At 64.1% G+C, this 18,105-nt stretch carries 22 protein-coding genes; 11 read left to right on the top strand and 11 right to left on the bottom strand.

What is annotated here, in order from left to right; genetic code table 11:
• Positions 1-3 precede the first annotated feature (3 nt).
• Positions 4-897: a LysR family transcriptional regulator gene (locus HTA01S_RS09605; RefSeq protein ID WP_068170007.1), complete on the bottom strand. Its 894-nt coding sequence runs from the start codon at positions 895-897 to the stop codon at positions 4-6.
• Positions 898-1,007: 110 nt separating this feature from the next.
• On the opposite strand from HTA01S_RS09605, the gene HTA01S_RS09600 reads away from it, so the two are divergent.
• Positions 1,008-1,607 (top strand): short chain dehydrogenase, encoded by a 600-nt coding sequence (locus HTA01S_RS09600; protein WP_068170004.1) that lies wholly within the window; start codon positions 1,008-1,010, stop codon positions 1,605-1,607.
• Positions 1,608-1,669: 62 nt separating this feature from the next.
• Here the strand turns inward: HTA01S_RS09600 and HTA01S_RS09595 are convergent, their stop codons facing one another.
• The gene (locus tag HTA01S_RS09595) at positions 1,670-1,999 is read right to left on the bottom strand and encodes a YegP family protein (protein ID WP_068170001.1); all 330 of its coding nucleotides are present in this window, start codon (positions 1,997-1,999) and stop codon (positions 1,670-1,672) included.
• 169 nt (positions 2,000-2,168) lie between these two features.
• Between HTA01S_RS09595 and HTA01S_RS09590 the strand changes: the two genes are divergently transcribed.
• Positions 2,169-2,591 carry a CopG family transcriptional regulator gene (locus tag HTA01S_RS09590; protein ID WP_068169998.1) on the top strand — a complete coding sequence of 141 codons (423 nt, stop codon included), beginning with the start codon at positions 2,169-2,171 and terminating at the stop codon, positions 2,589-2,591.
• A 136-nt stretch (positions 2,592-2,727) separates the two neighbouring features.
• The gene (locus tag HTA01S_RS09585) at positions 2,728-3,948 is read left to right on the top strand and encodes an extracellular catalytic domain type 1 short-chain-length polyhydroxyalkanoate depolymerase (RefSeq protein ID WP_068170751.1); all 1,221 of its coding nucleotides are present in this window, start codon (positions 2,728-2,730) and stop codon (positions 3,946-3,948) included.
• A gap of 7 nt (positions 3,949-3,955) precedes the next feature.
• On the opposite strand, the gene HTA01S_RS09580 is transcribed toward HTA01S_RS09585, so the two are convergent.
• On the bottom strand, positions 3,956-4,930 hold the full coding sequence (locus HTA01S_RS09580; protein ID WP_068169995.1) for a helix-turn-helix transcriptional regulator: 975 nt from the start codon (positions 4,928-4,930) through the stop codon (positions 3,956-3,958).
• Between the two features lie 214 nt (positions 4,931-5,144).
• Here HTA01S_RS09580 and HTA01S_RS09575 point away from each other — a divergent pair, with 214 nt between their 5' ends.
• From HTA01S_RS09575 to HTA01S_RS09545, 7 genes are all read left to right on the top strand, one after another.
• Complete coding sequence (locus tag HTA01S_RS09575; RefSeq protein WP_068169992.1) at positions 5,145-5,807, top strand: LysE family translocator; 663 nt, start codon at positions 5,145-5,147, stop codon at positions 5,805-5,807.
• Positions 5,808-5,966: 159 nt separating this feature from the next.
• Positions 5,967-6,440, top strand: coding sequence for an acyl-CoA thioesterase (locus tag HTA01S_RS09570; RefSeq protein ID WP_068170750.1), 474 nt, complete (start codon positions 5,967-5,969; stop codon positions 6,438-6,440).
• A 34-nt stretch (positions 6,441-6,474) separates the two neighbouring features.
• Positions 6,475-7,014: a helix-turn-helix domain-containing protein gene (locus tag HTA01S_RS09565; protein WP_068169988.1), complete on the top strand. Its 540-nt coding sequence runs from the start codon at positions 6,475-6,477 to the stop codon at positions 7,012-7,014.
• Positions 7,014-7,430, top strand: a complete 417-nt coding sequence (locus tag HTA01S_RS09560; RefSeq protein ID WP_068169985.1) for a VOC family protein — start codon at positions 7,014-7,016, stop codon at positions 7,428-7,430. Before HTA01S_RS09565 ends, HTA01S_RS09560 begins: the two co-directional genes overlap by 1 nt.
• Positions 7,427-7,672, top strand: a complete 246-nt coding sequence (locus HTA01S_RS09555; RefSeq protein ID WP_068169982.1) for a hypothetical protein — start codon at positions 7,427-7,429, stop codon at positions 7,670-7,672. Before HTA01S_RS09560 ends, HTA01S_RS09555 begins: the two co-directional genes overlap by 4 nt.
• A gap of 188 nt (positions 7,673-7,860) precedes the next feature.
• The gene (locus tag HTA01S_RS09550; RefSeq protein ID WP_068169979.1) at positions 7,861-8,796 is read left to right on the top strand and encodes a tyrosine-type recombinase/integrase; all 936 of its coding nucleotides are present in this window, start codon (positions 7,861-7,863) and stop codon (positions 8,794-8,796) included.
• 12 nt (positions 8,797-8,808) lie between these two features.
• Complete coding sequence (locus HTA01S_RS09545) at positions 8,809-10,002, top strand: IS91 family transposase (RefSeq protein ID WP_068169975.1); 1,194 nt, start codon at positions 8,809-8,811, stop codon at positions 10,000-10,002.
• Positions 10,003-10,477: 475 nt separating this feature from the next.
• Here the strand turns inward: HTA01S_RS09545 and HTA01S_RS25200 are convergent, their stop codons facing one another.
• The 5 genes from HTA01S_RS25200 to HTA01S_RS09540 all read right to left on the bottom strand — a co-directional run bounded on the left by HTA01S_RS25200 (position 10,478) and on the right by HTA01S_RS09540 (position 14,617).
• On the bottom strand, positions 10,478-10,960 hold the full coding sequence (locus tag HTA01S_RS25200; protein ID WP_157572039.1) for a hypothetical protein: 483 nt from the start codon (positions 10,958-10,960) through the stop codon (positions 10,478-10,480).
• A 226-nt stretch (positions 10,961-11,186) separates the two neighbouring features.
• A complete protein-coding gene (locus HTA01S_RS24655) occupies positions 11,187-11,612 on the bottom strand; it encodes a DUF4259 domain-containing protein (RefSeq protein ID WP_169804759.1) in 426 nt (141 codons plus the stop codon).
• 108 nt (positions 11,613-11,720) lie between these two features.
• Positions 11,721-12,110 carry a hypothetical protein gene (locus tag HTA01S_RS25195; RefSeq protein WP_157572038.1) on the bottom strand — a complete coding sequence of 130 codons (390 nt, stop codon included), beginning with the start codon at positions 12,108-12,110 and terminating at the stop codon, positions 11,721-11,723.
• Between the two features lie 605 nt (positions 12,111-12,715).
• Positions 12,716-14,011: a hypothetical protein gene (locus HTA01S_RS24650; RefSeq protein WP_218017331.1), complete on the bottom strand. Its 1,296-nt coding sequence runs from the start codon at positions 14,009-14,011 to the stop codon at positions 12,716-12,718.
• 237 nt (positions 14,012-14,248) lie between these two features.
• Complete coding sequence (locus HTA01S_RS09540; protein ID WP_068169973.1) at positions 14,249-14,617, bottom strand: hypothetical protein; 369 nt, start codon at positions 14,615-14,617, stop codon at positions 14,249-14,251.
• Positions 14,618-15,146: 529 nt separating this feature from the next.
• Here HTA01S_RS09540 and HTA01S_RS09535 point away from each other — a divergent pair.
• Positions 15,147-15,533 carry a VOC family protein gene (locus HTA01S_RS09535; RefSeq protein WP_068169970.1) on the top strand — a complete coding sequence of 129 codons (387 nt, stop codon included), beginning with the start codon at positions 15,147-15,149 and terminating at the stop codon, positions 15,531-15,533.
• An 83-nt stretch (positions 15,534-15,616) separates the two neighbouring features.
• Here HTA01S_RS09535 and HTA01S_RS09530 read toward each other — a convergent pair whose 3' ends face one another.
• The 3 genes from HTA01S_RS09530 to HTA01S_RS25520 are packed head-to-tail and all read right to left on the bottom strand — an operon-like array spanning position 15,617 to position 18,047.
• A complete protein-coding gene (locus HTA01S_RS09530) occupies positions 15,617-15,967 on the bottom strand; it encodes a hypothetical protein (RefSeq protein ID WP_068169968.1) in 351 nt (116 codons plus the stop codon).
• A gap of 23 nt (positions 15,968-15,990) precedes the next feature.
• A complete protein-coding gene (locus HTA01S_RS09525) occupies positions 15,991-17,883 on the bottom strand; it encodes a M48 family metallopeptidase (protein ID WP_068169965.1) in 1,893 nt (630 codons plus the stop codon).
• Entirely contained in the window at positions 17,880-18,047 is a 168-nt protein-coding gene (locus tag HTA01S_RS25520; protein ID WP_169804758.1) for a hypothetical protein, read from the bottom strand. The genes HTA01S_RS09525 and HTA01S_RS25520 overlap by 4 nt, the downstream gene beginning before the upstream one ends.
• Between the last annotated feature and the right edge of the window lie 58 nt (positions 18,048-18,105).

Below are 18,105 nucleotides of genomic sequence, written 5' to 3'. Positions count from 1 at the left end.
GCGTCAACGCGGCGGCAGCCCGATCGCGCGCAGCACGTGGGTCACGAAACGGCTCAGCTTGGGCAACTGGCGGCGGTCGGACGCGTACACCAGGTGCACCGGCCGGGCCGGCGGCGAGCAGTGCTGCAGCACTGCCACCAGCTGGCCGCTGGCCAGGTCGTCGGCCAGCAGCACCTCGGGTTGCATCACCAGGCCGAGCCCGGCCAGGGCGGCGCGGCGCAGGCCGTCGCCGTGGTTGCAGGTCAGGCGGGCCTGCTCGGGCCACTGGTACGACTGTGAGCCTTCGTGCAGCGTCCACTCGGTGCGGCGCTGCCAGACCGAATGGCTCAGGCAGACATGCCGCGCCAGATCGGCGGCGCTCTGCGGGCTGCCATGGCGCTGCAAGTAAGCCGGCGCGGCGGCGATCATCATGCGGTAGGGCCGCAGCGGCCGGGCGACCAGGCTTTCGTCGGCGACGCGGCCGATGCGCACGGCAGCGTCAATCCCCTCGCCGGCCAGATCGGCCACGCCGTCGGTCAGCTGCAGGTCCACACGCACCTTTGGATAGCGCAACAGAAACTGCGCCACCAGCGGCGCGATGGTGTGGCTGCCCAGCGTGACCGGCGCGCTCACACGCAACAGCCCCTGGGGCGCTGCGCGGCTGCGCTCCACCGCCGACTCGGCCCAGCGCACCTGCTCCAGCACGCGCTTGCAGTCTTCGTAGAACGCCGCGCCCACTTCGGTGAGGCTGTGGCGGCGCGTGCTGCGCTGGAGCAAGCGGGCGCCCAGGTGGGCTTCCAGCTGCTGGATGTGCTTGCCCACCATCACCGCCGAGATCTCCAGCCGGCTCGCTGCAGCCGCGAAACTGCCCGCGTCGACCACGGCCACCATCACCTCCATGCTGCGCAGCTTGTCCATGCGTATTCCTAACCAATGGTTTGTAGTGTGAGAAGAGTTTGCTACTTTATGCCATAAAGTGTTAGGCAAACAATGGCGGCTTCTCAACTTCCACTGAACAGGAAACAGCCATGAAGATTCTTCTCATCGGTGCCGGCGGCACCATCGGACAAGCCGCGGTGCAGGCCCTGGGTTCGCGCCACGAAATCGTCAGCGCCGGGCGCAGCAGCGGCCAGCACCGCGCCGATCTGTCACAACCGGACAGCCTGGTGGCCTTGCTGGAAGCGGTGGGCCCCGTCGACGCCATCATCAGCACCGCCGGCAACCTGCACTTCGGCCCGCTGACCGAGATGACCGCCGAGCAGTTCAAACTCGGCCTGCAGGACAAGCTGCTCGGCCAGGTGCAACTGGCCCTGGCCGGCCACCGCTACCTGAACGATGGCGGCTCCATCACGTTGACCAGCGGCGTGCTGGCGATCGAGCCGATCCGCAACGGCGCCAACGCCACGGCGGTGAACGCGGCGATCGAAGGTTTTGTGGCCGCCGCGGCGATCGAGCTGCCGCGCGGCATCCGCATCAACGCCGTCAGCCCGACGCTGCTGACCGAATCGCTGCCCACCTACGGCCCGTTCTTTCCCGGCTTCGAAACCGTGTCGTCGCAACGCGTGGGCCTGGCCTACCAGCGCAGCGTGGAAGGCGCGCAGACCGGCAGGGTCTACCGCGTGATGTGAGCGGCCGAAAAAAAGCGACCCGAGGGTCGCTTTTTTGCAGAAGCGCTGAAGCCCTCAGCCGCTCAGACCACCTTCACCGTCGTCGTCTTGCCATTGGTCTTCACCGACTCGATGCCCGCATCGCGGCCCGCCGCCGCCTTGTACATCTGGCTCGTGCCGATCACCTGGTGGTTGGCGGCCTTGAGGTTGAAGTAGCAGCGCCCGTCGGACGCGTCCTTGCGCTCGTAGCGCGCGTCGTCGCCACAGTTGGCCTGCACCGACTGGATGCCACCCTCCGCCGAGGCCTTGGTGGCGTACTGCTCGCTGCGCAGGATCACCTCCCCGTTGCCCGCTTTCAGGACAAATGAGAACTGCCCTTTGTCGTTGGAACCCAATTCGTAGCTGCCTGCCATGTCTGCTCCTTGATGGTGAAAGAAGGGTGCTAAAGCAGGCGGATGATAGGTCGGAGGTTTCGTGCTGAACAGTCCCGCGAACCCCAGACCGCCGATCCGAAAGATCCCCGCCTTATCCCCAAACGTGCTTCAATACCATCCATATGGAATCCATAAGGATGGTGCCAAGATGGCCGAGAACAAACTGACCGACCCCAGAGCCCGGGTCGGCGAGACCGAGAAGATGACCATCAACCTCGGTGTGGTGGACCTCGGGCAGGTGGACTTGCTGGTGCAGGAGGGCTTTTATTCCAACCGCTCCGACCTGATCCGTACCGCCGTGCGCAACTTGCTCGCCTCGCACGCGGACACGCTGCGCCAGACGGTGGCACGCCGCATGCTCATGCTGGGTCTGCAGCACCTGAGCCGCACCGATCTGGAACGCGCCGTGGCCGCCGGGCAGCAGCTGAACATCCAGGTGGTCGGGTTGGCGCGCATCGCCGACGACGTGTCGCCCGAACTGGCCCTGGCGGCCATCGCTTCCGTGTCGGTGCTGGGCGCTTTCCACGCCAGTGCCGCCGTGCGGCAGGCGCTGGCCGGCCGCATGCTCTGACGCCGCCTTTTCTTCAACCACATCCACCCACCCGCAGGCGCCCGCCCATGCCCACGCTTGCTGAAAGAACCCTCCCGATTTGAAACAACGCACCTCACCGCCCGCCCACCTCACCCCCATCCCGAGTGCCATTGCCATGAACATCCAAGACACCATCGAGCGCGCGCTCAAGGCCGCCGGGCTGAACACCGGCAGCGGCCCCATGCGCGGCGTGACCGAGACGATCCGCAAGGCCCTGTCGTCGGCGGGCCTGGGTGGCGGGGCACAGCCGTCCGGCGCAGCGCCCGCCAGGCGCCCGCCCGCTGACGCCGACACCATCGACGTGGTGGCGCGCGAGGTGGCCACGCCGCCCGAAACCACGGCCCCGGCCGCCAAGCGGCCCGCCGCCGAGCCGGCCCCTCCCAATGAGCCGGACCACACGGTCGAAGCCGCTGAAACCGCCGAAGGCCAGTTCCTCGCCGGCAACTTCAGCGCCGCCGTGGGCACCCGCGCCTACAAGCTCTACCTGCCCCCGCAGGTCGCTAAGGCCAAGGCCAAAGCCATGCCGCTGGTGGTCATGCTGCACGGCTGCACCCAGTCGGCCGACGACTTTGCCGCCGGCACGCAGATGAACCGCCTGGCCGACCAGCACGGCTTTCTCGTGCTCTACCCCGAGCAGGCCGTGGCCGCCAACGCCTCGCGCTGCTGGAACTGGTTTCGCGCCGAAAGCCAGGCGCGCGAAGGTGGCGAGGCCGAGCTGATCGCCGACATGGTGCAGGCCGTGGTGGCCGAGCAGCCGGTGGACGCTCGGCGCGTTTTCGTCGCGGGTCTCTCGGCCGGTGCGGCCATGGCCGTGATCCTGGGGGAAACCTACCCCGAGCTGTTCGCCGCCGTGGGCGCCCACTCGGGCCTGCCCTACGCCGCCGCGCACGACATCTCGTCGGCCCTGTCCGCCATGAAAGGCCACAGCGTGATGGGCAGGCCCCACTTTCCCGGCACCGCAGACGACCCGCGCCGCCAGACCACGCAGGCCGTGCCCACCATCGTCTTTCACGGCGACCACGACCGCACCGTGAAGCTCAGCAACGCCGAACACATCGAGCAGCAGGCCCTGGGTGCCCACGCCGCCCACACAGCGGCGAGCCAGGCCGGCCTGCGCAGCCACACCGAGCAAGGCGTGGCGCCCGATGGTCGCGGCTACACCCGCACCGTGCACAGCGACGCCAGCGGCCAGCCGCGCGTGGAAGTCTGGACGCTGCACGGCGCGGGCCACGCCTGGTCTGGCGGCGACGCGGCCGGCAGTTACACCGACAGCGCCGGCCCCAACGCCTCGGCCGAAATGCTGCGCTTCTTCCTGGCGCAACCGCGGGCGAACTGACCCGGCATCACACGCCGTCAGGGTAACGCGCCCGGGTGGCCGCCAGCTCGTCGAGCAGCCGCTGCCGCAGCGCGGGCGGCGCGATCACCTCCACCTCGGCCCCGTAAGACAGCAAGCGGCGCGCGCCGTGTTCGACGGACTCGATGGGCATGAGCACCGTCGTCCAGCCCACGCGGTTCGGCTCAGCGCCCGGCGCCGCGTCGGGCGCAAAGGGAATGCGCTCGTTGTGCAGCCAGCCCAGGGCGCGCGGCGACACGGCCACCCGCGCCTGCAGCGTGCGCAACTCGGCCTCGAAGCGGGCGGCCGAGGCCTGCCAGTAGGCCGCGAGGTCGAACGCCTTGGGCCGGCGGAATTTCGTGGGCAGCGTGCGCAGTGTCTTCACGGCGCCGAGCCGGTAGGTGCGCACGGCGTCCTGCCCCGTCGCACGCGCCGCCATGTACCAGGTGCCCGCCTTCAGCACCAGGCCCAGCGGCTCCAGCTCGCGCTCGGCCTGGCCGCGCCAGCTCTCGTAGCGCACGGCCACGCGCCGCGCGTTCCACACCGCCTCGGCCACCTCGCGCAGATGCGCTGGCGTCTCCTGCGCGCGGTACCAGTCCACCGGGTCGATGTGCAGGCGCGCGCCCACGCGGTCGGCCTGCTCGCGCCATTCGGCCGGCAGGCTCGCCACCATCTTCAGCCGCGCCGAAGCCGCCGCCGCGCCCAGGCCCAGGTCCGTCGCCGCGCCCGGCAGCCCGGCCAGCAGCAGCGCCTGCGACTCCGGCTCCGTCAGCCCCGTGAGCTGTGTGCTCCAGCCCTCGCGCAGCTGAAACCCGCCCTGGCGCCCGCGCTCGCCCCACAGCGGCACGCCCGCCGCCGAGAGCTGGTCAATGTCGCGAAGGATCGTGCGCACCGACACCTCCAGCGCGCGTGCCAGCGCGGGCGCCGTCTGCCGGCCATGCGCCTGCAGCAGCATCAGGATCGACAGCAGGCGGCTCGCTTTCATCTCAATTTCCCATGGCTCCGGAGTGACATGCACAACGCATGAAGCGCCCTATCCCAGCGATCACCGAGGAACCGGCTTTGCCGGGCCTCTGGTGATGCCCCCTTGAGGGGGTCGCGCGAAGCGCGGCAGGGGTGGACGTGATTAATACATGACACAACATGGCATGTTATGGCAGGCAAGCTCTGCCCATCGCAACTTTCACCCCATACCCTCCATGGACTGGCTCAGCTTCCCCCTCGCCCACACCGCCCACCTCTGGCTCTTCTTTCTGCTCGTGTTCGGCATCATCGCGCTGCCCGGGCTCGACATGGCCTTCGTGCTCGGCAGCTCGCTGGTGGACGGCCTCAAAGGCGGCCTGGCTGCGCTCACGGGCGTGGTCGCCGGCGGCGTGGTGCATACCGCCATGGCCAGCCTCGGCGTGGGCCTGGCCCTGCAGGCGCTGCCCCAGCTGTTCAACGCCATGCTCATCGCCGGCGCGCTCTACCTCGCCTGGATCGGCTGGCAGCTTGTGCGCGGCGCCGCCGCGCTGGGCGAGGTGAGCGCGCAGGCCTCGCGCCCGCTCGCCGCCACCTTCCGGCGCGGCCTGCTCACCTGCCTGCTCAACCCCAAGGCCTACCTCTTCATGGTCGCCGTGTTCCCGCAGTTCGTGCACCCGGCCTACGGCCCGCTGGCCGTGCAGGCCGTGGCCCTGGGTGCCATCATCGCGGCCACCCAGATCGGCGTGTACGGCGCCGTGGCGCTGGGCGGCGTGCGCGTCAAAGCCTGGCTGCGCGGCAGCGGGCGCGCCCAGGTGCTGGCCGGGCAGAGCCTGGGCTGGCTGCTGGTGGTGGGCGGGGTGTGGACGCTCTGGCAAGGCTGGCAGACCGCCGGGGTCTGAGCGCCTGAGAGGGGTTGGGCCCGTGGCCCGTGCCGAGCCTGCCACGGCCGGCCTCATGGCCCGCCCGCTGGCGGGCCCTTGCGCTGCGTGGCACCATCGCGGCTGCTCGCGCCCGCGCACCGCGGCCGCCCGTTCAACCCACACCTCCGCGAAGACCCCATGGAACTGCCCGCTCACCAGCTCAGCATGACGGTGCTGATGACCCCCGACACCGCCAACTTCTCCGGCAACGTGCACGGCGGCACCATCCTCAAACTGCTCGACCAGGTGGCCTACGCCTGCGCCAGCCGCTACGCCGGCAGCTACGTCGTCACCCTCAGCGTGGACCAGGTCATGTTCCGCCAACCCATCCACGTGGGCGAACTCGTCACCTTCCTCGCCTCCGTCAACCACACCGGCAGCTCCTCCATGGAAGTGGGCATCAAGGTGATCGCGGAAAACATCCGCACCCAGGCCAAGCGCCACGTCAACAGCTGCTTCTTCACCATGGTGGCGGTGGACGACACCGGCAAACCCGTCCCCGTGGCCCCCCTGCGCCCCTTCTCCCCCGACGAACGCCGCCGCCACGCCGCGGCCGAGGTGCGCAAGGCCATGCGGCGCGAGATGGAGCAGCGGTTTGGGGCGGTGCGGTAAGGCGAAGGGACCACCGTCGACCCCCTTGCCTTGCATGCCGCCCCGCCGAGCCCCTGACGCATCGCCCATCGCATCGCCGGAAGCGGGTGGCTTGCAAGACCCGGCCCTGCTGCGGCGCCTGCTGCGTGCGAAAGACCGCATGGATGCGGCGTCGCACGAAGCCTGGCCCGTGAAGCGGCTGGCCGAGGTGAGCGGTGTTTCCGAAGCCCATTTCGCGCGCTCGTTCAAGCAGGCCTTCGGCATCCCGCCGCACCGCTACCTGTTGACGCGGCGCATCGAGCAGGCCACCACGCTGCTGCGCGACACCGAGCTGCCCATCATCGAGATCGCCTTCGCCACCGGCTGGGAGAGCCTGGGCACCTTCGGGCGGATCTTCCGCGACATCACCGGCCAGAGCCCGAGCGCCCTGCGCCTGCAGGCCAGGGCCGCGGCGGGGCCCCTCGACCGCGTGCCCGCCTGCGTGCTGAAAGCCGCGCAGCGGCCAGACCTCACCACAGCAGTTTCGGAGAAGCGGCGCCGCGCCGCGAAGGGTACAAACCGGCCATCCCTCAAGGATTCAACCAAGGAGATGTGATGAGCCAAGGTATCAATGTGGTGGGCTTGTACGTGAACGACCAAGACGAAGCGCTGGAGTTCTACGTCGGCAAGCTCGGTTTTCGCGTGCACACCGACGTGCGCAATGGCGCCTACCGCTGGCTGACGGTGCAGCACCCGCAGCAGCCGTCGTTCCAGCTTGGCCTGTTCACACCGGGGCCGCCCATGCACGACGAGGCGACGGCGCAGACGCTGCGCGCCATGGTGGCCAAGGGCGCGATGCCGCCGCTGGTCTTGACCGTGGCCGACTGCCGGGCCACCTACGGGCAGTTGCAGGCCCTGGGCGTGGAATTCACGCAGGAGCCGGTGGAACGCTTTGGCAGCATCGACGCCGGTTTCCGCGACCCGGCGGGCAACGGCTGGAAGATGATCCAGGCGGCGGAGGGCTCGAAATGAACGGCAGTGCCTGGTTTCGCCGGACCCACCGCTGGGTCTCCATGGCCTTTACGGCGACGGTCATCGCCAACTTCGTCGTCCGCGCACAAGGGCAGGGCGAGCCCCCACCCTGGGTGACCTACGCGCCGCTGCTCCCCTTGGGGCTGCTGCTGTTGACGGGGCTGTATTTGTTCGCGTTGCCCTACTTGGGCCGTCGCGGGGAGCCGCGGTCCCTTGGTGCGGGAGACGAACCGAGCGCCTGAAGGGGGCCGTCAGATGCGCGCATCGAAACGTTGTTCGTGTGAAGCCTACGACGGGCGGGTGTCGGCCAGGGGACTAAACCGCTCGCGCGGTAGGCGCTCCGGCTACGTTGGTGGCCTTCGTTGCGCCTGTGATTCTGCGATGTTGGCGGTCGAGGCAATCCGCCTCGGTCACCGACAGGAGCAGGATCATGGACGTTTCCACCCCGACCCCATCCGCGGCCGTCTCGCCGCTGCGCCAACGCATGCTCGACGACATGCGCATGCGCCAGTTCGCAGAGCACACGCAGGAGGGTTACATCCGCGCCGTGCGCAAGCTCGCCACCTTCCTCGGCCGCTCGCCGCACACCGCCACCGCCGAGGATCTGCGCCGCTTCCAGTTGCACCTGGTGGACACCGGCACCGGCCCGGTCACCATCAACGCCACCATCACCGGGCTGAAGTTCTTCTTCGACATCACGCTGGGCCGGCCCGAGCTCATGCTCAAGATGACGCATGTGGCTGTGCCTCGCAAGCTGCCCGTGATCCTGAGCCCCGAGGAAGTCGGTCGCCTGATCGCCGCCGCGCCCAACCTCAAGCACCAGGCCGCCATGTCGGTGGCCTACGGCGCGGGCCTGCGCGTCAGCGAGGTCGTCTCGCTCAAGGTCGGCGACATCGATGGTGAGCGCATGACCCTGCGCGTGGAGCAGGGCAAAGGCCGCAAGGATCGCTACGCCATGCTCAGCCCCGTGCTGCTGGAGCGGCTGCGCGCCTGGTGGAGACTGGGCCATGCCCAGGGCAAGATCCGGCACGGTGGTTGGCTGTTCCCGGGCCTGGACCCCACCGATCACGTGACCGCGCGCCAGCTCAACCGCGCCGTACACCTGGCCGCCGCCACGGCCGACATCGACAAGCGCATCACGCCGCACGGCCTGCGCCATGCCTTTGCCACCCATCTGCTGGAGCAGAAGGTCGATATCCGCGTCATCCAGGTGCTGCTCGGGCACAAGCGGCTGGACACCACGACCCTGTACGCTGCCGTGGCCACCGACCTGCTGCGCCGGGTCATCAGCCCTCTGGATCACACGTCCGCCAAGCCCGCAGGCGAACCAGCGCCCGAACCTGCACCGCAGCCGCCAGCCCTGTAGTGGTACGCCATCGTGCAGGCGCGACCCGCCCTGGAGGTCGCCGACATCTTCCGTGCCCATGGACCCGCCTGGCGTGAGGCCCAGCGCGGCCACCTGAGCCTGGCGCAGCTCAAGGTGATGTCGGCCATCACCCAGTGCCGCACAGCGGCACTGGGTGGCCATGTCCTGCGCTGCGACGGGTGTGGCCTGGATCAGGTTTCATACAACTCGTGCCGCAACCGGCACTGTCCGAAGTGCCAGAGCAGCGCAGCCAAGCGCTGGCTGGATGCGCGCCAGGCCGATCTGCTGCCGGTGGAGTACTACCACGTGGTCTTCACGCTGCCGGCGCCGATCGCCGACATCGCGTACCAGAACAAGGCGGCGCTGTACGGCTTGCTGTTCGACATCGCCGCCGAGACACTGCTGCGTATCGCGGCCGACCCCAAGCACTTGGGCGCCCACATCGGCGCCACGCTGGTGCTGCACACCTGGGGCTCGGCCCTGACTCATCACCCACACGTGCATGGCATCGTGCCGGGTGGCGGGTTGGCGCCCGACGGCTCGCGCTGGGTGGCCTGCCGGCCGGGGTTCTTCCTGTCGGTGCGCGTTCTGTCTCGGTTGTTCAGGCGCCGCTTCCTGGAGGAACTGCAGCGGCTGCACGATGGCGGCAAACTCAGGTTCTTCGGCGAGCATGCGGCGCTGACCAACGCCGATGCCTTCAAGGCGTGGCTCGCGCCACTGCGCAAGAGCGAGTGGGTGGTCTATGCCAAGCGGCCATTCGCCGGACCGCAGGCGGTACTGGCCTACCTGTCGCGATACACGCACCGCGTGGCCATCTCCAACAGCCGGCTGCTCGCGATGGACGAGCGCGGCGTCACCTTCCGCTGGAAGGACTACCGGGCGAACAAGCCTGGCATGGGCAAGAAGCGCCACAAGGCGATGACGCTGAGCCCGCAGGAGTTCATGCGCCGCTTCCTGTTGCATGTCCTCCCAGGCGGCTTCCACCGGATCCGGCACTACGGTCTGCTGGCCAACAGCAACCGGCGGGTCAACCTGGCGCTGGCGCGCCAGTTGTTGCAGGTGACGCCGTCATCGCCGCAAGCGCCGGCCGCCGATGGCTTGGACTCGCCGCGTCCGACCTTCGTCTGCGCGCACTGCGGCCACGCGATGACGGTGCTGCAGGTCCTCTTGCGCGACTGCTCGATTCGGGCGCCGCCGGCACCATGACCACGCTCGAACACCGCCGATCAACTCGACGCTGGACATGGCGTCCGGTGGGCTGCTGCGTGCGTCGTTTGGTCAGCGTCTGCGCAGGCTCGGCTAGGAGCTACTGTCGTATCGAAGTGGCACACGCACGGGCGCCTGCGGTCATCGATGAGGTGTCGATGCTCAGTCGTAGGCTGCCAACTCGCGACGCGAGCGCAGAGCAATCGCCATAGCCACCGCGCTCGACATCTACCGTGGCGCTCGCCGCGGTTTCCTCCCTCGAGGCTTATGCAACACCTGCCCGACAGCAGTGAGGGTGTTCGACCGCTTGTGCGGCTGGGCAGGTGTCACACAAGCCTTAACTGAAGCAGTCGGTGATCATGCGGTGAAGCAGACGGTCAACGACCCAAGCTTAGCGACTCGGCCTGCGGGACGCTAAGCTTGCAACAGTGATGCAATGGCCGGGTTCGCTGCAGCGCATGGTTAGGCGTTGCAATCATTTGGAGGGGTAGCGAATGAGAGTTTCTTTCAATTCTTCGGGCGGGGGCAAGCTGGACTCTTCGCGTCGCAAGCTGAGGTATGCAGCGTCGAGCAAAGCGCGAGTCTCATCGAACTTGGCCTTTGATGGAGTGTGGTTCATCCAGTGAGAGTAAACGCTAACGGTCTTTACGCCCTCGGAATCCTGCTTGGTCTCGACTACGCCTCCGGTTGTAGTGGTCGCAAATGAGAACTGATTAAAAGCGGGGTCGCGTCTGACACCGTCGTATAAACCCCAGGATGTTCGAGGCGGGGCTTCTCGTTGCATGACGCGCTGAACGCCAGGAACAGATTTGAGGGCGGCGACGACAGCCGAAGCCTCTGGTAATCGGTGGACCTGCACAGTGCGCCTGCTGCCGCTGATCGTGTCACAGCCTGTGAGAAGCATGGCGCTGAAAGCGGAGATGAGGACCGCTAGTAGCTTCAATTGTTTTTCGTTCATATGAACATCTGTAGTAACGCCTAACCAATCATGAGTTGGCCCACTCACTCCCGAGCATGAAAGCCCAGTTCGAGTGCACCATGTGAGGACGCACGCAGGTGCGAAGAGATCGTAAAACAAACGAAGGCCCGACCCCGGCCAACACCGGTCGGTTGTCAAACCGAAAAGCAGTCCTTCAACTTCCCGTTTCAGCAACGCACCATAGTGTGGCGGCTGCAAGCATTTGTCATGCCCTCTCTTCTAGGTTGGCTATAAGTTCAATCTGCAAATCGACCCATGATTGAAAATCATCAGATTCCTCCCACAACTCCTTCAGCTCGGATGAGTCTAGTATTTTTCCAACAGCCTGGATTGATTTGGAGACATCTTCAGAATCGAATGTAATTGCCTTCTTCTTGATGAAGCCGTGCTTCCGGTTTAGCCAGGCGGACACATCTTCTGAAACACGTGAGTGATCCGATGTCTTCCCAGCATAGACAACCTCTGCGGCTGCGAGTGCAACACAGCAATCTGGTGCTTCCAGATATTCCTGATTGTTCAGCACGGTGTCCAGAGCCTGATGAATGACAGATTTGTCTTTCGACTTCTCCAAATCATAGACCCAGTCACCGGCATCATCGTTCTCGAAATTCTTGTGACCCCATGCTCCCAAGGTTATCCTCCTTTGGATTAACGTTGTAAATTACCGGACGGCAAAAGCACAGCTTTTGACGGTTCGGTGGATTGGAATGTTTGCCAGCGCGAGCACGGCGACGCGCATTTACTTGTTTGCTCGCAACTGTTTTAGGTATTCGCTTTTAGTGACGAGAGGAATACATATCTCATCACTCCACTTCTTGGCCATTTCTTCCGTCGTGATGGAAGTAGTTGGCGAAAATATTTCGTCGGCGATCTTTTCGGCTAAGTGGTTGGATCCCGGTACCCTTGGTTTACCTTGCTGTTTCAAGCTAAACATCGCACCAGCGATGAGTTGATATCCATCGCACACAGATGCAATTGTTTTGGCTTGCGCAGGACTGGGCTTCCAATCCTCAGCATGAGCTTTTTTGCAATTGCCGAAATAGGCAGCTGTCAATGCAAAAGCAATAACAGAAGGCCATGCTCTTTTAGTAACGCTGGTTAGTATCAATGATTTCTCCACATAGTTCACGTTGGTCTATCGCGCAACTGGAATAGGCTGGCTAACTTTGATTAAATAGGAAAAACACCGGGTCCCCACAACGCCAGTCGTCAAACAATGTCGCATGCTTCCTCCGAAAATTGTTTGAAGTCAACCAGTTGACCCAAACTGGCGGGTTGGTGAGCAGGAATAACAGATCCGACAAACCCGACAAATTCCGAACAGCCCACCGAGTCGCCGGTCTGTCCCCCAAATCGCTTTGACAGTCTACTGTGCCGTTCAAGTTTGACTCCACAGGACCTGCCGATAGCTGCAAACGGGATGGCGCTATGAGGCCCTCCGCCGAAAGACCGCTTAGGGTCGGCTTGAGCCGACTGGAGCCTAAGAAAGCAGTCGGTAGGTCCAGCTCCACGGTGAGTGTCAGCATCTTGGTGCGGGCGGGAACTAGTGGTACCGGCCAGGAGCGGCCATCGATCAAGCGAGTAAGCGGTCGGTCAACGTTCGAGCTAAGCGGGCGCCAACGGCAGGCCACCAGGCCCAGGCCGGTGGTACACGGTACATTTTCACCGGCCCGGGCCTGGCGTCCTGCCGTTGGTGCTCCGCTTGAGCGAGTGGTTAGGCGTCACCGTGCGATGCTATGCAGCATCTTGATCGGGAGCTACCTTTTGTGCAGTAGTCCTTCTGGACTTAACTGCGTCTATCGCCGATTCTGCCAACTCCTTAATCTGTCCAGCAAATCCGGGAACAGCGCGCAGAGCTTGTTTGACAGAGTCTGATGCCGCTATCTCGTGCCAAGGACTACCATGGCTGTCGGATTCGACAAGGCGGAGAGGTTGCTCGTCAAGGCGATTTAGTGCCGAAGCTAGCAGCTGAGCTTCCATGTTCTTGTCAACCTTAGCAGCCTCGCGGCGAAAGCCCTCATATGCCCGAGAAATTGAAGCCTTGAAGGCATAGTCCTCTGCAAGCCTAAATCTTTGGCCTATTTGCTTTGTTGCGAGCCAACCGAACCAAACTGGAGCGGCTACTGAAAGTATGGAGAGCAAGAGATTTAGAGCAATAACTGCAGTTCCTACGTTTGGTTGCGTAAACAGGCTGACAAGGCTTTGCAGTTGTGTTGAGCCGAAGTGACTGCCTGCTGCAAGTGCAGCGATGAGCCCCGCAACCCAGAACCACATAGACTTGGACAGCGTCAACGATCGCTCGGAAAAGGCCGCTGCCAAGCCTACGCTTGTCGCGGCAGAGTAGGCTGTCTCGCAACGATCAATAACTGCCTTTGCGTCGTCGGCACTCTGGCGAAGTTTTCGGTCAAGTTCATCTGCCTGCGTTCGCAGCGACTCAATCCTTCCAAAATCTATCGTTGAGTCGTGAAGCAGCGTTTCGAGTTTGGATCTGGATTCCGCGAGAGATGCAAGATCAGTCGGCAATTGGTCCGCTGCTTCGTGTGCCGCTTCTATGCGTGAAACCATTGACGTCAGTGATGTTGTTCGCGGTTCAAGATCGAGCAACCTAGCTTCCATACTTCTTACTTGCGCAGTCAGGCGACGAAGTGTCGTCGTTGCCGCAGCATGGTTATCAAGCGGTAGAGCCTTGGTGAGTGCGCGCCGTAAGCCTTGCAAGGTCAGCATGAAAGCCGTTACGGCTTGACCTGCATTTCCCCAAAGATTGGGAATCGTTTGGGTATGAAGGTGCTTCAGACGCCGAACATAATCATTTAGTTCCGCGGCGCGATCTTTTTCAATATCTTCAATTGCATTCTCCTCAATGACCTTTATGAGAGACTCTGTTTCGTCAATTAGCTCCGCCCGATTCAAGCCGGGAAAGCTCCAGTTGTTGTGTGCATTACCGAATGGTTCGTCGTTGGGCACCGCTGAACGGAGTTGCGTGACGACGGTTTTGAGTTGCGCGAGTATTGCTGTAAGTGAGCTATGCATATACGTCCTCCATTGGCATTCTTATTTTGTAGCCTGTGTGTGCAAAGTGTACGAGGTTCCAAGCTGGACTGAACGGAGACTCGGCGAGAAGGGGGAGGTTCTGGCTGTGACGCCTAACGTTTGACATGAGAGGCTCGACCCGGCTTGCCGGGGCGAGTCCTCTCGATGGAAGGGTTGGGCGTCATGCGGCACACACCAATGGGTTCCTTGATTTTGGCTTTTTGCCTCGACGACCGACTATTGGCGATGAACTTCCGCAAAGAACTTCTCCCGATAGATTGAAGCTGCCTCGGGCAACTCCATTGCCTCTGCCACCGCTTCGAGCCTCTTCCAGAATGCAGCCTTTGGGGCGTGGCCGCTGCCTAGGCTGGCCATCTCTTCCAGTGCTAACCCAAACTCATTGTGAGCAACGTACTCATCGAACTGGTTGAGAGAAGATTTGTCTTCGTCTGTGAGGGCTTCCCCGGCTGCCTCAACAACGTATCGCCGAGCGTCCTTTAGGGTTGTTTCGGCAATGCCCCAGATCTTCCAAAGATGCGGATCAATCATGACGCCCAACGTAATGTCCAGAGCAAAACCTGCTCTATAAGTTGGGCGCTGCTCCATAAGTTGGTCATCGATTCCTCCTGAATGTGGCTTGCAGTCTTGCTTCTGACTGCATTAACTGCCTGTACATACAGTTATAAAAATTTTGCGAAACCCGGCACCACGCCGTCGGCTCCATCGGTACCTTGAACTGGCGCGAGTACGTATTCGTTACATCCACTATAGCCTCAGCAACGAGTGGGTCCATGCCTATTTGGAGTGTGGAGTGACCGCTTTGCGGAAGGTGCGGGATTGTCTGCTCAGGTCGAAACACGACACCCGAGCACTCCCAAACCACCTCCAACGCCCCCAAGCACTCGTTATCACCGACTCCCCCGCGCGTTCGGCCAGGCCAACAAAACTCAGGTCACATTCCAGCGCCACCTGATCGGCCACCACCAAGCCGCAGGCCAGGGCTTCGCGCATGGCGATGGCGTCCCGCGTCTGCACTGGCGCCACGCCACCGAGAGGCATAAGCTTGAGCCCCGGCGGACGGCGTACCGGGTGTCTGGTAGCTGGGACACGACCGGGTTGAGCGAAAGGACTGCATATGTTGTCCGATGCCTCTGTCACAACGATGTTGCCGGTCAAGGACATGGACCGCGCCCGCGCCTTCTACGAGGGCTGCCTGGGTCTGAAACCCAGTGGGTTCAGGCCTGACGGAAAGTTCATCTACACGGTGGGCGGCACCACGCTGGCACTGTTTCCGAAGCCTGAAGGGACCAAGGCCGACCACACGGCGATCAGCTTCCGGGTGGAGGACATTGCCGCCAGCATTGACGAGTTGAAGCAAGCGGGGGTGAAGTTCGAGGACTACGACTTCCCAGGGCTGAAGACGGTGAACCACGTCTGCGTGCTGGGAGCGGAGAAGGCGGCCTGGTTCAAGGACACGGAGGGGAACTACCTCTGCATCCACGAAGACATCCTGGAGGCGTAGCCTGCATGTTCAGTGACGGCCTTGCCGGTGAGGATCCGCCCCAAGGGTGGGCCATCACCGGCTGACTTAGCTGCAGCAAAGGTTCATCCGATGATGTCCATTGCCAGGCGGACCACACCATAGAGAGCAAGCAGGGGGACGCCGACCATCACCCCAAAAAACCAATAAATCGCTCTGTTATTTCCCTTGGAACGTTTGGCTTCTTCGGGTGGCTTTTCTGCTACTTCGACGTGGGTGAACGGTGCGTAGCAATCGTGATCCATCTCTGCGATGTTCAGCTCAAATCGACCGAGCCGGTCGACGCTGGCAATCCTTTGCAATTCGTTGGCAAGATTGCGAAGCCCCAGGCGCGACGTGTACAGGACCGTAGGCCCCAAACAGGACTCGCCGTCCTCATTCGCTTCGTGCACCAAGTCGTACCAGTTCTCGTTCATGTGTATTGACGCCCGATGCCGTCTCATTGCCCAGCGGACGCACCGCCCGAGGCCGTTGACGGGCACAGTGGGCTCAGCACGCCGCGCGGCGCCTGTTTGGGGTCCATCCCCAATTGGGCGCAGCCGACCAGGCATGGGCCTGGGGTCGGGAACTGCTGCATCAACCAGTGCACATAGTCCCTCGTCTCGTCCTCGCTCATGCGGGTCAGTTCAACCACCAGCACATAACAGCGGCGCCATGGAAATTCGCGCGATAGCTTGCGCGCGATCCATGCCTGCTGAATGGGCTTCTGGTGCCGCAGAAATGTCGCGCACTCGCCGCGCTCGAACTCGCTGAGGTCGTGCCGTTCCAGTTGCGCATGCCAATCGTTGCTCGTGAGCTCGTCCCACACGCGCTCTTCGGCTTGTTCTGCGTCTTTGAGGCGCTGGCGCCACGTGGCCAGTTCCTTGGCATCGGGCGCGTCGCTGTTTTCGAGCAGAGCCACCGCATGGCGCGCCGCCCAGTGGCGGAACTGCGGGCTGTTCTCGTGCAGGCGCTGCGCCCAGGCCAGACTCTGCTCCGGGGCGGTCTTGGCGCTGAGCCGGGCCAGGCCCAGCAGCGCCTCGGGCCACTGGCTGCTCAGCGCGAGCGCGCGCTCGTACATCGCGGCGGCATCGGCCTGCGGGTCCAGGCGCAGCATCAGATCGCCCAGCTCGGTCCAGTCCGCTGCCTGGTTGCCCGCCGAGCTCGCCCGCAATTGCTCGATGCGTTGGGCCCAGCGCTGCATGTCGGCGTGGTATTCCTTCCATGCGCTGGCGTTGGCGCTGCACCACTGTTTGTCCAGTTGCTGCATCAGGCTGGGCAGGGCCGAGCCCAGCAGAGACAGGGCGGACTGACGCGACCAGACCGGGGCGCGGCGGTCGGCCCGTCGCTCCGGGTCCAGGGCCTCCAGGCGGTCGCGCAGTCCGGGGTGGGTGTCCTCGACCGAGGAGGCCTGTTGCCAGGCGCGTTGCAGGCTGCGTTGGGCGAAGGATGCTTCGGGCTGGAGCAGCAAGGCTTGCTGCATGGACGCCAGGGGGCCCTGCGGCCCCGGGTGGGTGCGGGCCAGCCTCCAATGGGCATCCCAGAACTCGTTGTGCAACCAGTCGCCCTTGACGACGATCTCTTTCATCGCCGCGGCGGTGACTTCCGGCTTCATCAAGCGGCAGGCCACGCGATCCGCGGCGTACTCGTCTTGCCGGGCGAGCGCGAAACTCTTGGCGATGAAGCGCGGGAAATACCAGCGGATGAAGTGGTTGTTGACGGCGGCGGCGATGTTCTGCTGGTCGTCCAGGCGTTCGTAGAAGCGCTGCCAAGCCATGCGCGAGCGGTAGATCCAGGCCGAAAAGCTGCCGTGGCCTTCGCGCAGGTGCCCATACTCGTGCGCCAGGACCGAGGCCAGACGGGCCGGCTCGATGGCCATGAGCATGGGCAGCCCCAGCACGAGGTAGTTGGTGTTGGCGCCCCCTATCAGGCCCCACCGCGGAATCTGGACGATGAAGGCATTGAAATCGTCGTCGACCAGCACATGGTGAATCGGCGGTCCGCCGATTTTTTTGCCGATCTTGCGCAGCAGCTTGAACAGCTCGGGCGCCTGTTCGGGGCTGAGGGGCTGGCCCGTGGGGGGCTCCAGGCGCAGCCAGAGGGCAGACACCCCGGCCGTGAGCAGGCCGGTGCCGAGAAGGAAGCCCCCAATCATGTAGCCCCTGAACTTGCCGCCTTGCACGAGGGTCAGCGCCAGCCAGCCCAACAGCGCCACACCGACGGCCAGGCACAGCAGAACCCACAGATAACCCAGGAGTGCGAACCACCTGACGCTGCGGCGATAGGCTTCGGCGTTGGCTTCACAAGCCAGCTCGCTCAGGCGAGCCAGGTGCTGCAGATCGGCATGGTTCATGGAGCCGCCTTGTCCTCGGCGCGGGGGCGTTGCGAGCGCTCGTGGTCGGAGCAGACGATGGGGGCGGGATGGATGCGGTGGAGCATGGGCGGGGCGGTTTCCGGGTGGCCAAAGCGCTGGAACAGCTCTTCTTCCCGCACGAAGTGGTTCATCGTGTCGTTCACGAGATCTGCAAAAGATCTCGTTCAGCGCCGCGCGGTCTGCTGCCATCCCATGGGCAAA

Source organism: Hydrogenophaga taeniospiralis CCUG 15921 (genome assembly GCF_001592305.1).
GTDB lineage: Bacteria > Pseudomonadota > Gammaproteobacteria > Burkholderiales > Burkholderiaceae_C > Hydrogenophaga > Hydrogenophaga taeniospiralis.
This window is presented reverse-complemented; position numbering and strand designations above follow the sequence as displayed.

Bases quoted from the DNA above. Each gene is read 5' to 3' on its own strand.
- HTA01S_RS09605 (WP_068170007.1), bottom strand. From the start codon at position 897: ATGGACAAGCTGCGCAGCATGGAGGTGATGGTGGCCGTGGTCGACGCG.
- HTA01S_RS09600 (WP_068170004.1), top strand. From the start codon at position 1,008: ATGAAGATTCTTCTCATCGGTGCCGGCGGCACCATCGGACAAGCCGCG.
- HTA01S_RS09595 (WP_068170001.1), bottom strand. From the start codon at position 1,999: ATGGCAGGCAGCTACGAATTGGGTTCCAACGACAAAGGGCAGTTCTCA.
- HTA01S_RS09590 (WP_068169998.1), top strand. From the start codon at position 2,169: ATGGCCGAGAACAAACTGACCGACCCCAGAGCCCGGGTCGGCGAGACC.
- HTA01S_RS09585 (WP_068170751.1), top strand. From the start codon at position 2,728: ATGAACATCCAAGACACCATCGAGCGCGCGCTCAAGGCCGCCGGGCTG.
- HTA01S_RS09580 (WP_068169995.1), bottom strand. From the start codon at position 4,930: ATGAAAGCGAGCCGCCTGCTGTCGATCCTGATGCTGCTGCAGGCGCAT.
- HTA01S_RS09575 (WP_068169992.1), top strand. From the start codon at position 5,145: ATGGACTGGCTCAGCTTCCCCCTCGCCCACACCGCCCACCTCTGGCTC.
- HTA01S_RS09570 (WP_068170750.1), top strand. From the start codon at position 5,967: ATGGAACTGCCCGCTCACCAGCTCAGCATGACGGTGCTGATGACCCCC.
- HTA01S_RS09565 (WP_068169988.1), top strand. From the start codon at position 6,475: ATGCCGCCCCGCCGAGCCCCTGACGCATCGCCCATCGCATCGCCGGAA.
- HTA01S_RS09560 (WP_068169985.1), top strand. From the start codon at position 7,014: ATGAGCCAAGGTATCAATGTGGTGGGCTTGTACGTGAACGACCAAGAC.
- HTA01S_RS09555 (WP_068169982.1), top strand. From the start codon at position 7,427: ATGAACGGCAGTGCCTGGTTTCGCCGGACCCACCGCTGGGTCTCCATG.
- HTA01S_RS09550 (WP_068169979.1), top strand. From the start codon at position 7,861: ATGGACGTTTCCACCCCGACCCCATCCGCGGCCGTCTCGCCGCTGCGC.
- HTA01S_RS25200 (WP_157572039.1), bottom strand. From the start codon at position 10,960: ATGAACGAAAAACAATTGAAGCTACTAGCGGTCCTCATCTCCGCTTTC.
- HTA01S_RS24650 (WP_218017331.1), bottom strand. From the start codon at position 14,011: ATGCATAGCTCACTTACAGCAATACTCGCGCAACTCAAAACCGTCGTC.
- HTA01S_RS09540 (WP_068169973.1), bottom strand. From the start codon at position 14,617: ATGGAGCAGCGCCCAACTTATAGAGCAGGTTTTGCTCTGGACATTACG.
- HTA01S_RS09535 (WP_068169970.1), top strand. From the start codon at position 15,147: ATGTTGTCCGATGCCTCTGTCACAACGATGTTGCCGGTCAAGGACATG.
- HTA01S_RS09530 (WP_068169968.1), bottom strand. From the start codon at position 15,967: ATGAACGAGAACTGGTACGACTTGGTGCACGAAGCGAATGAGGACGGC.
- HTA01S_RS09525 (WP_068169965.1), bottom strand. From the start codon at position 17,883: ATGAACCATGCCGATCTGCAGCACCTGGCTCGCCTGAGCGAGCTGGCT.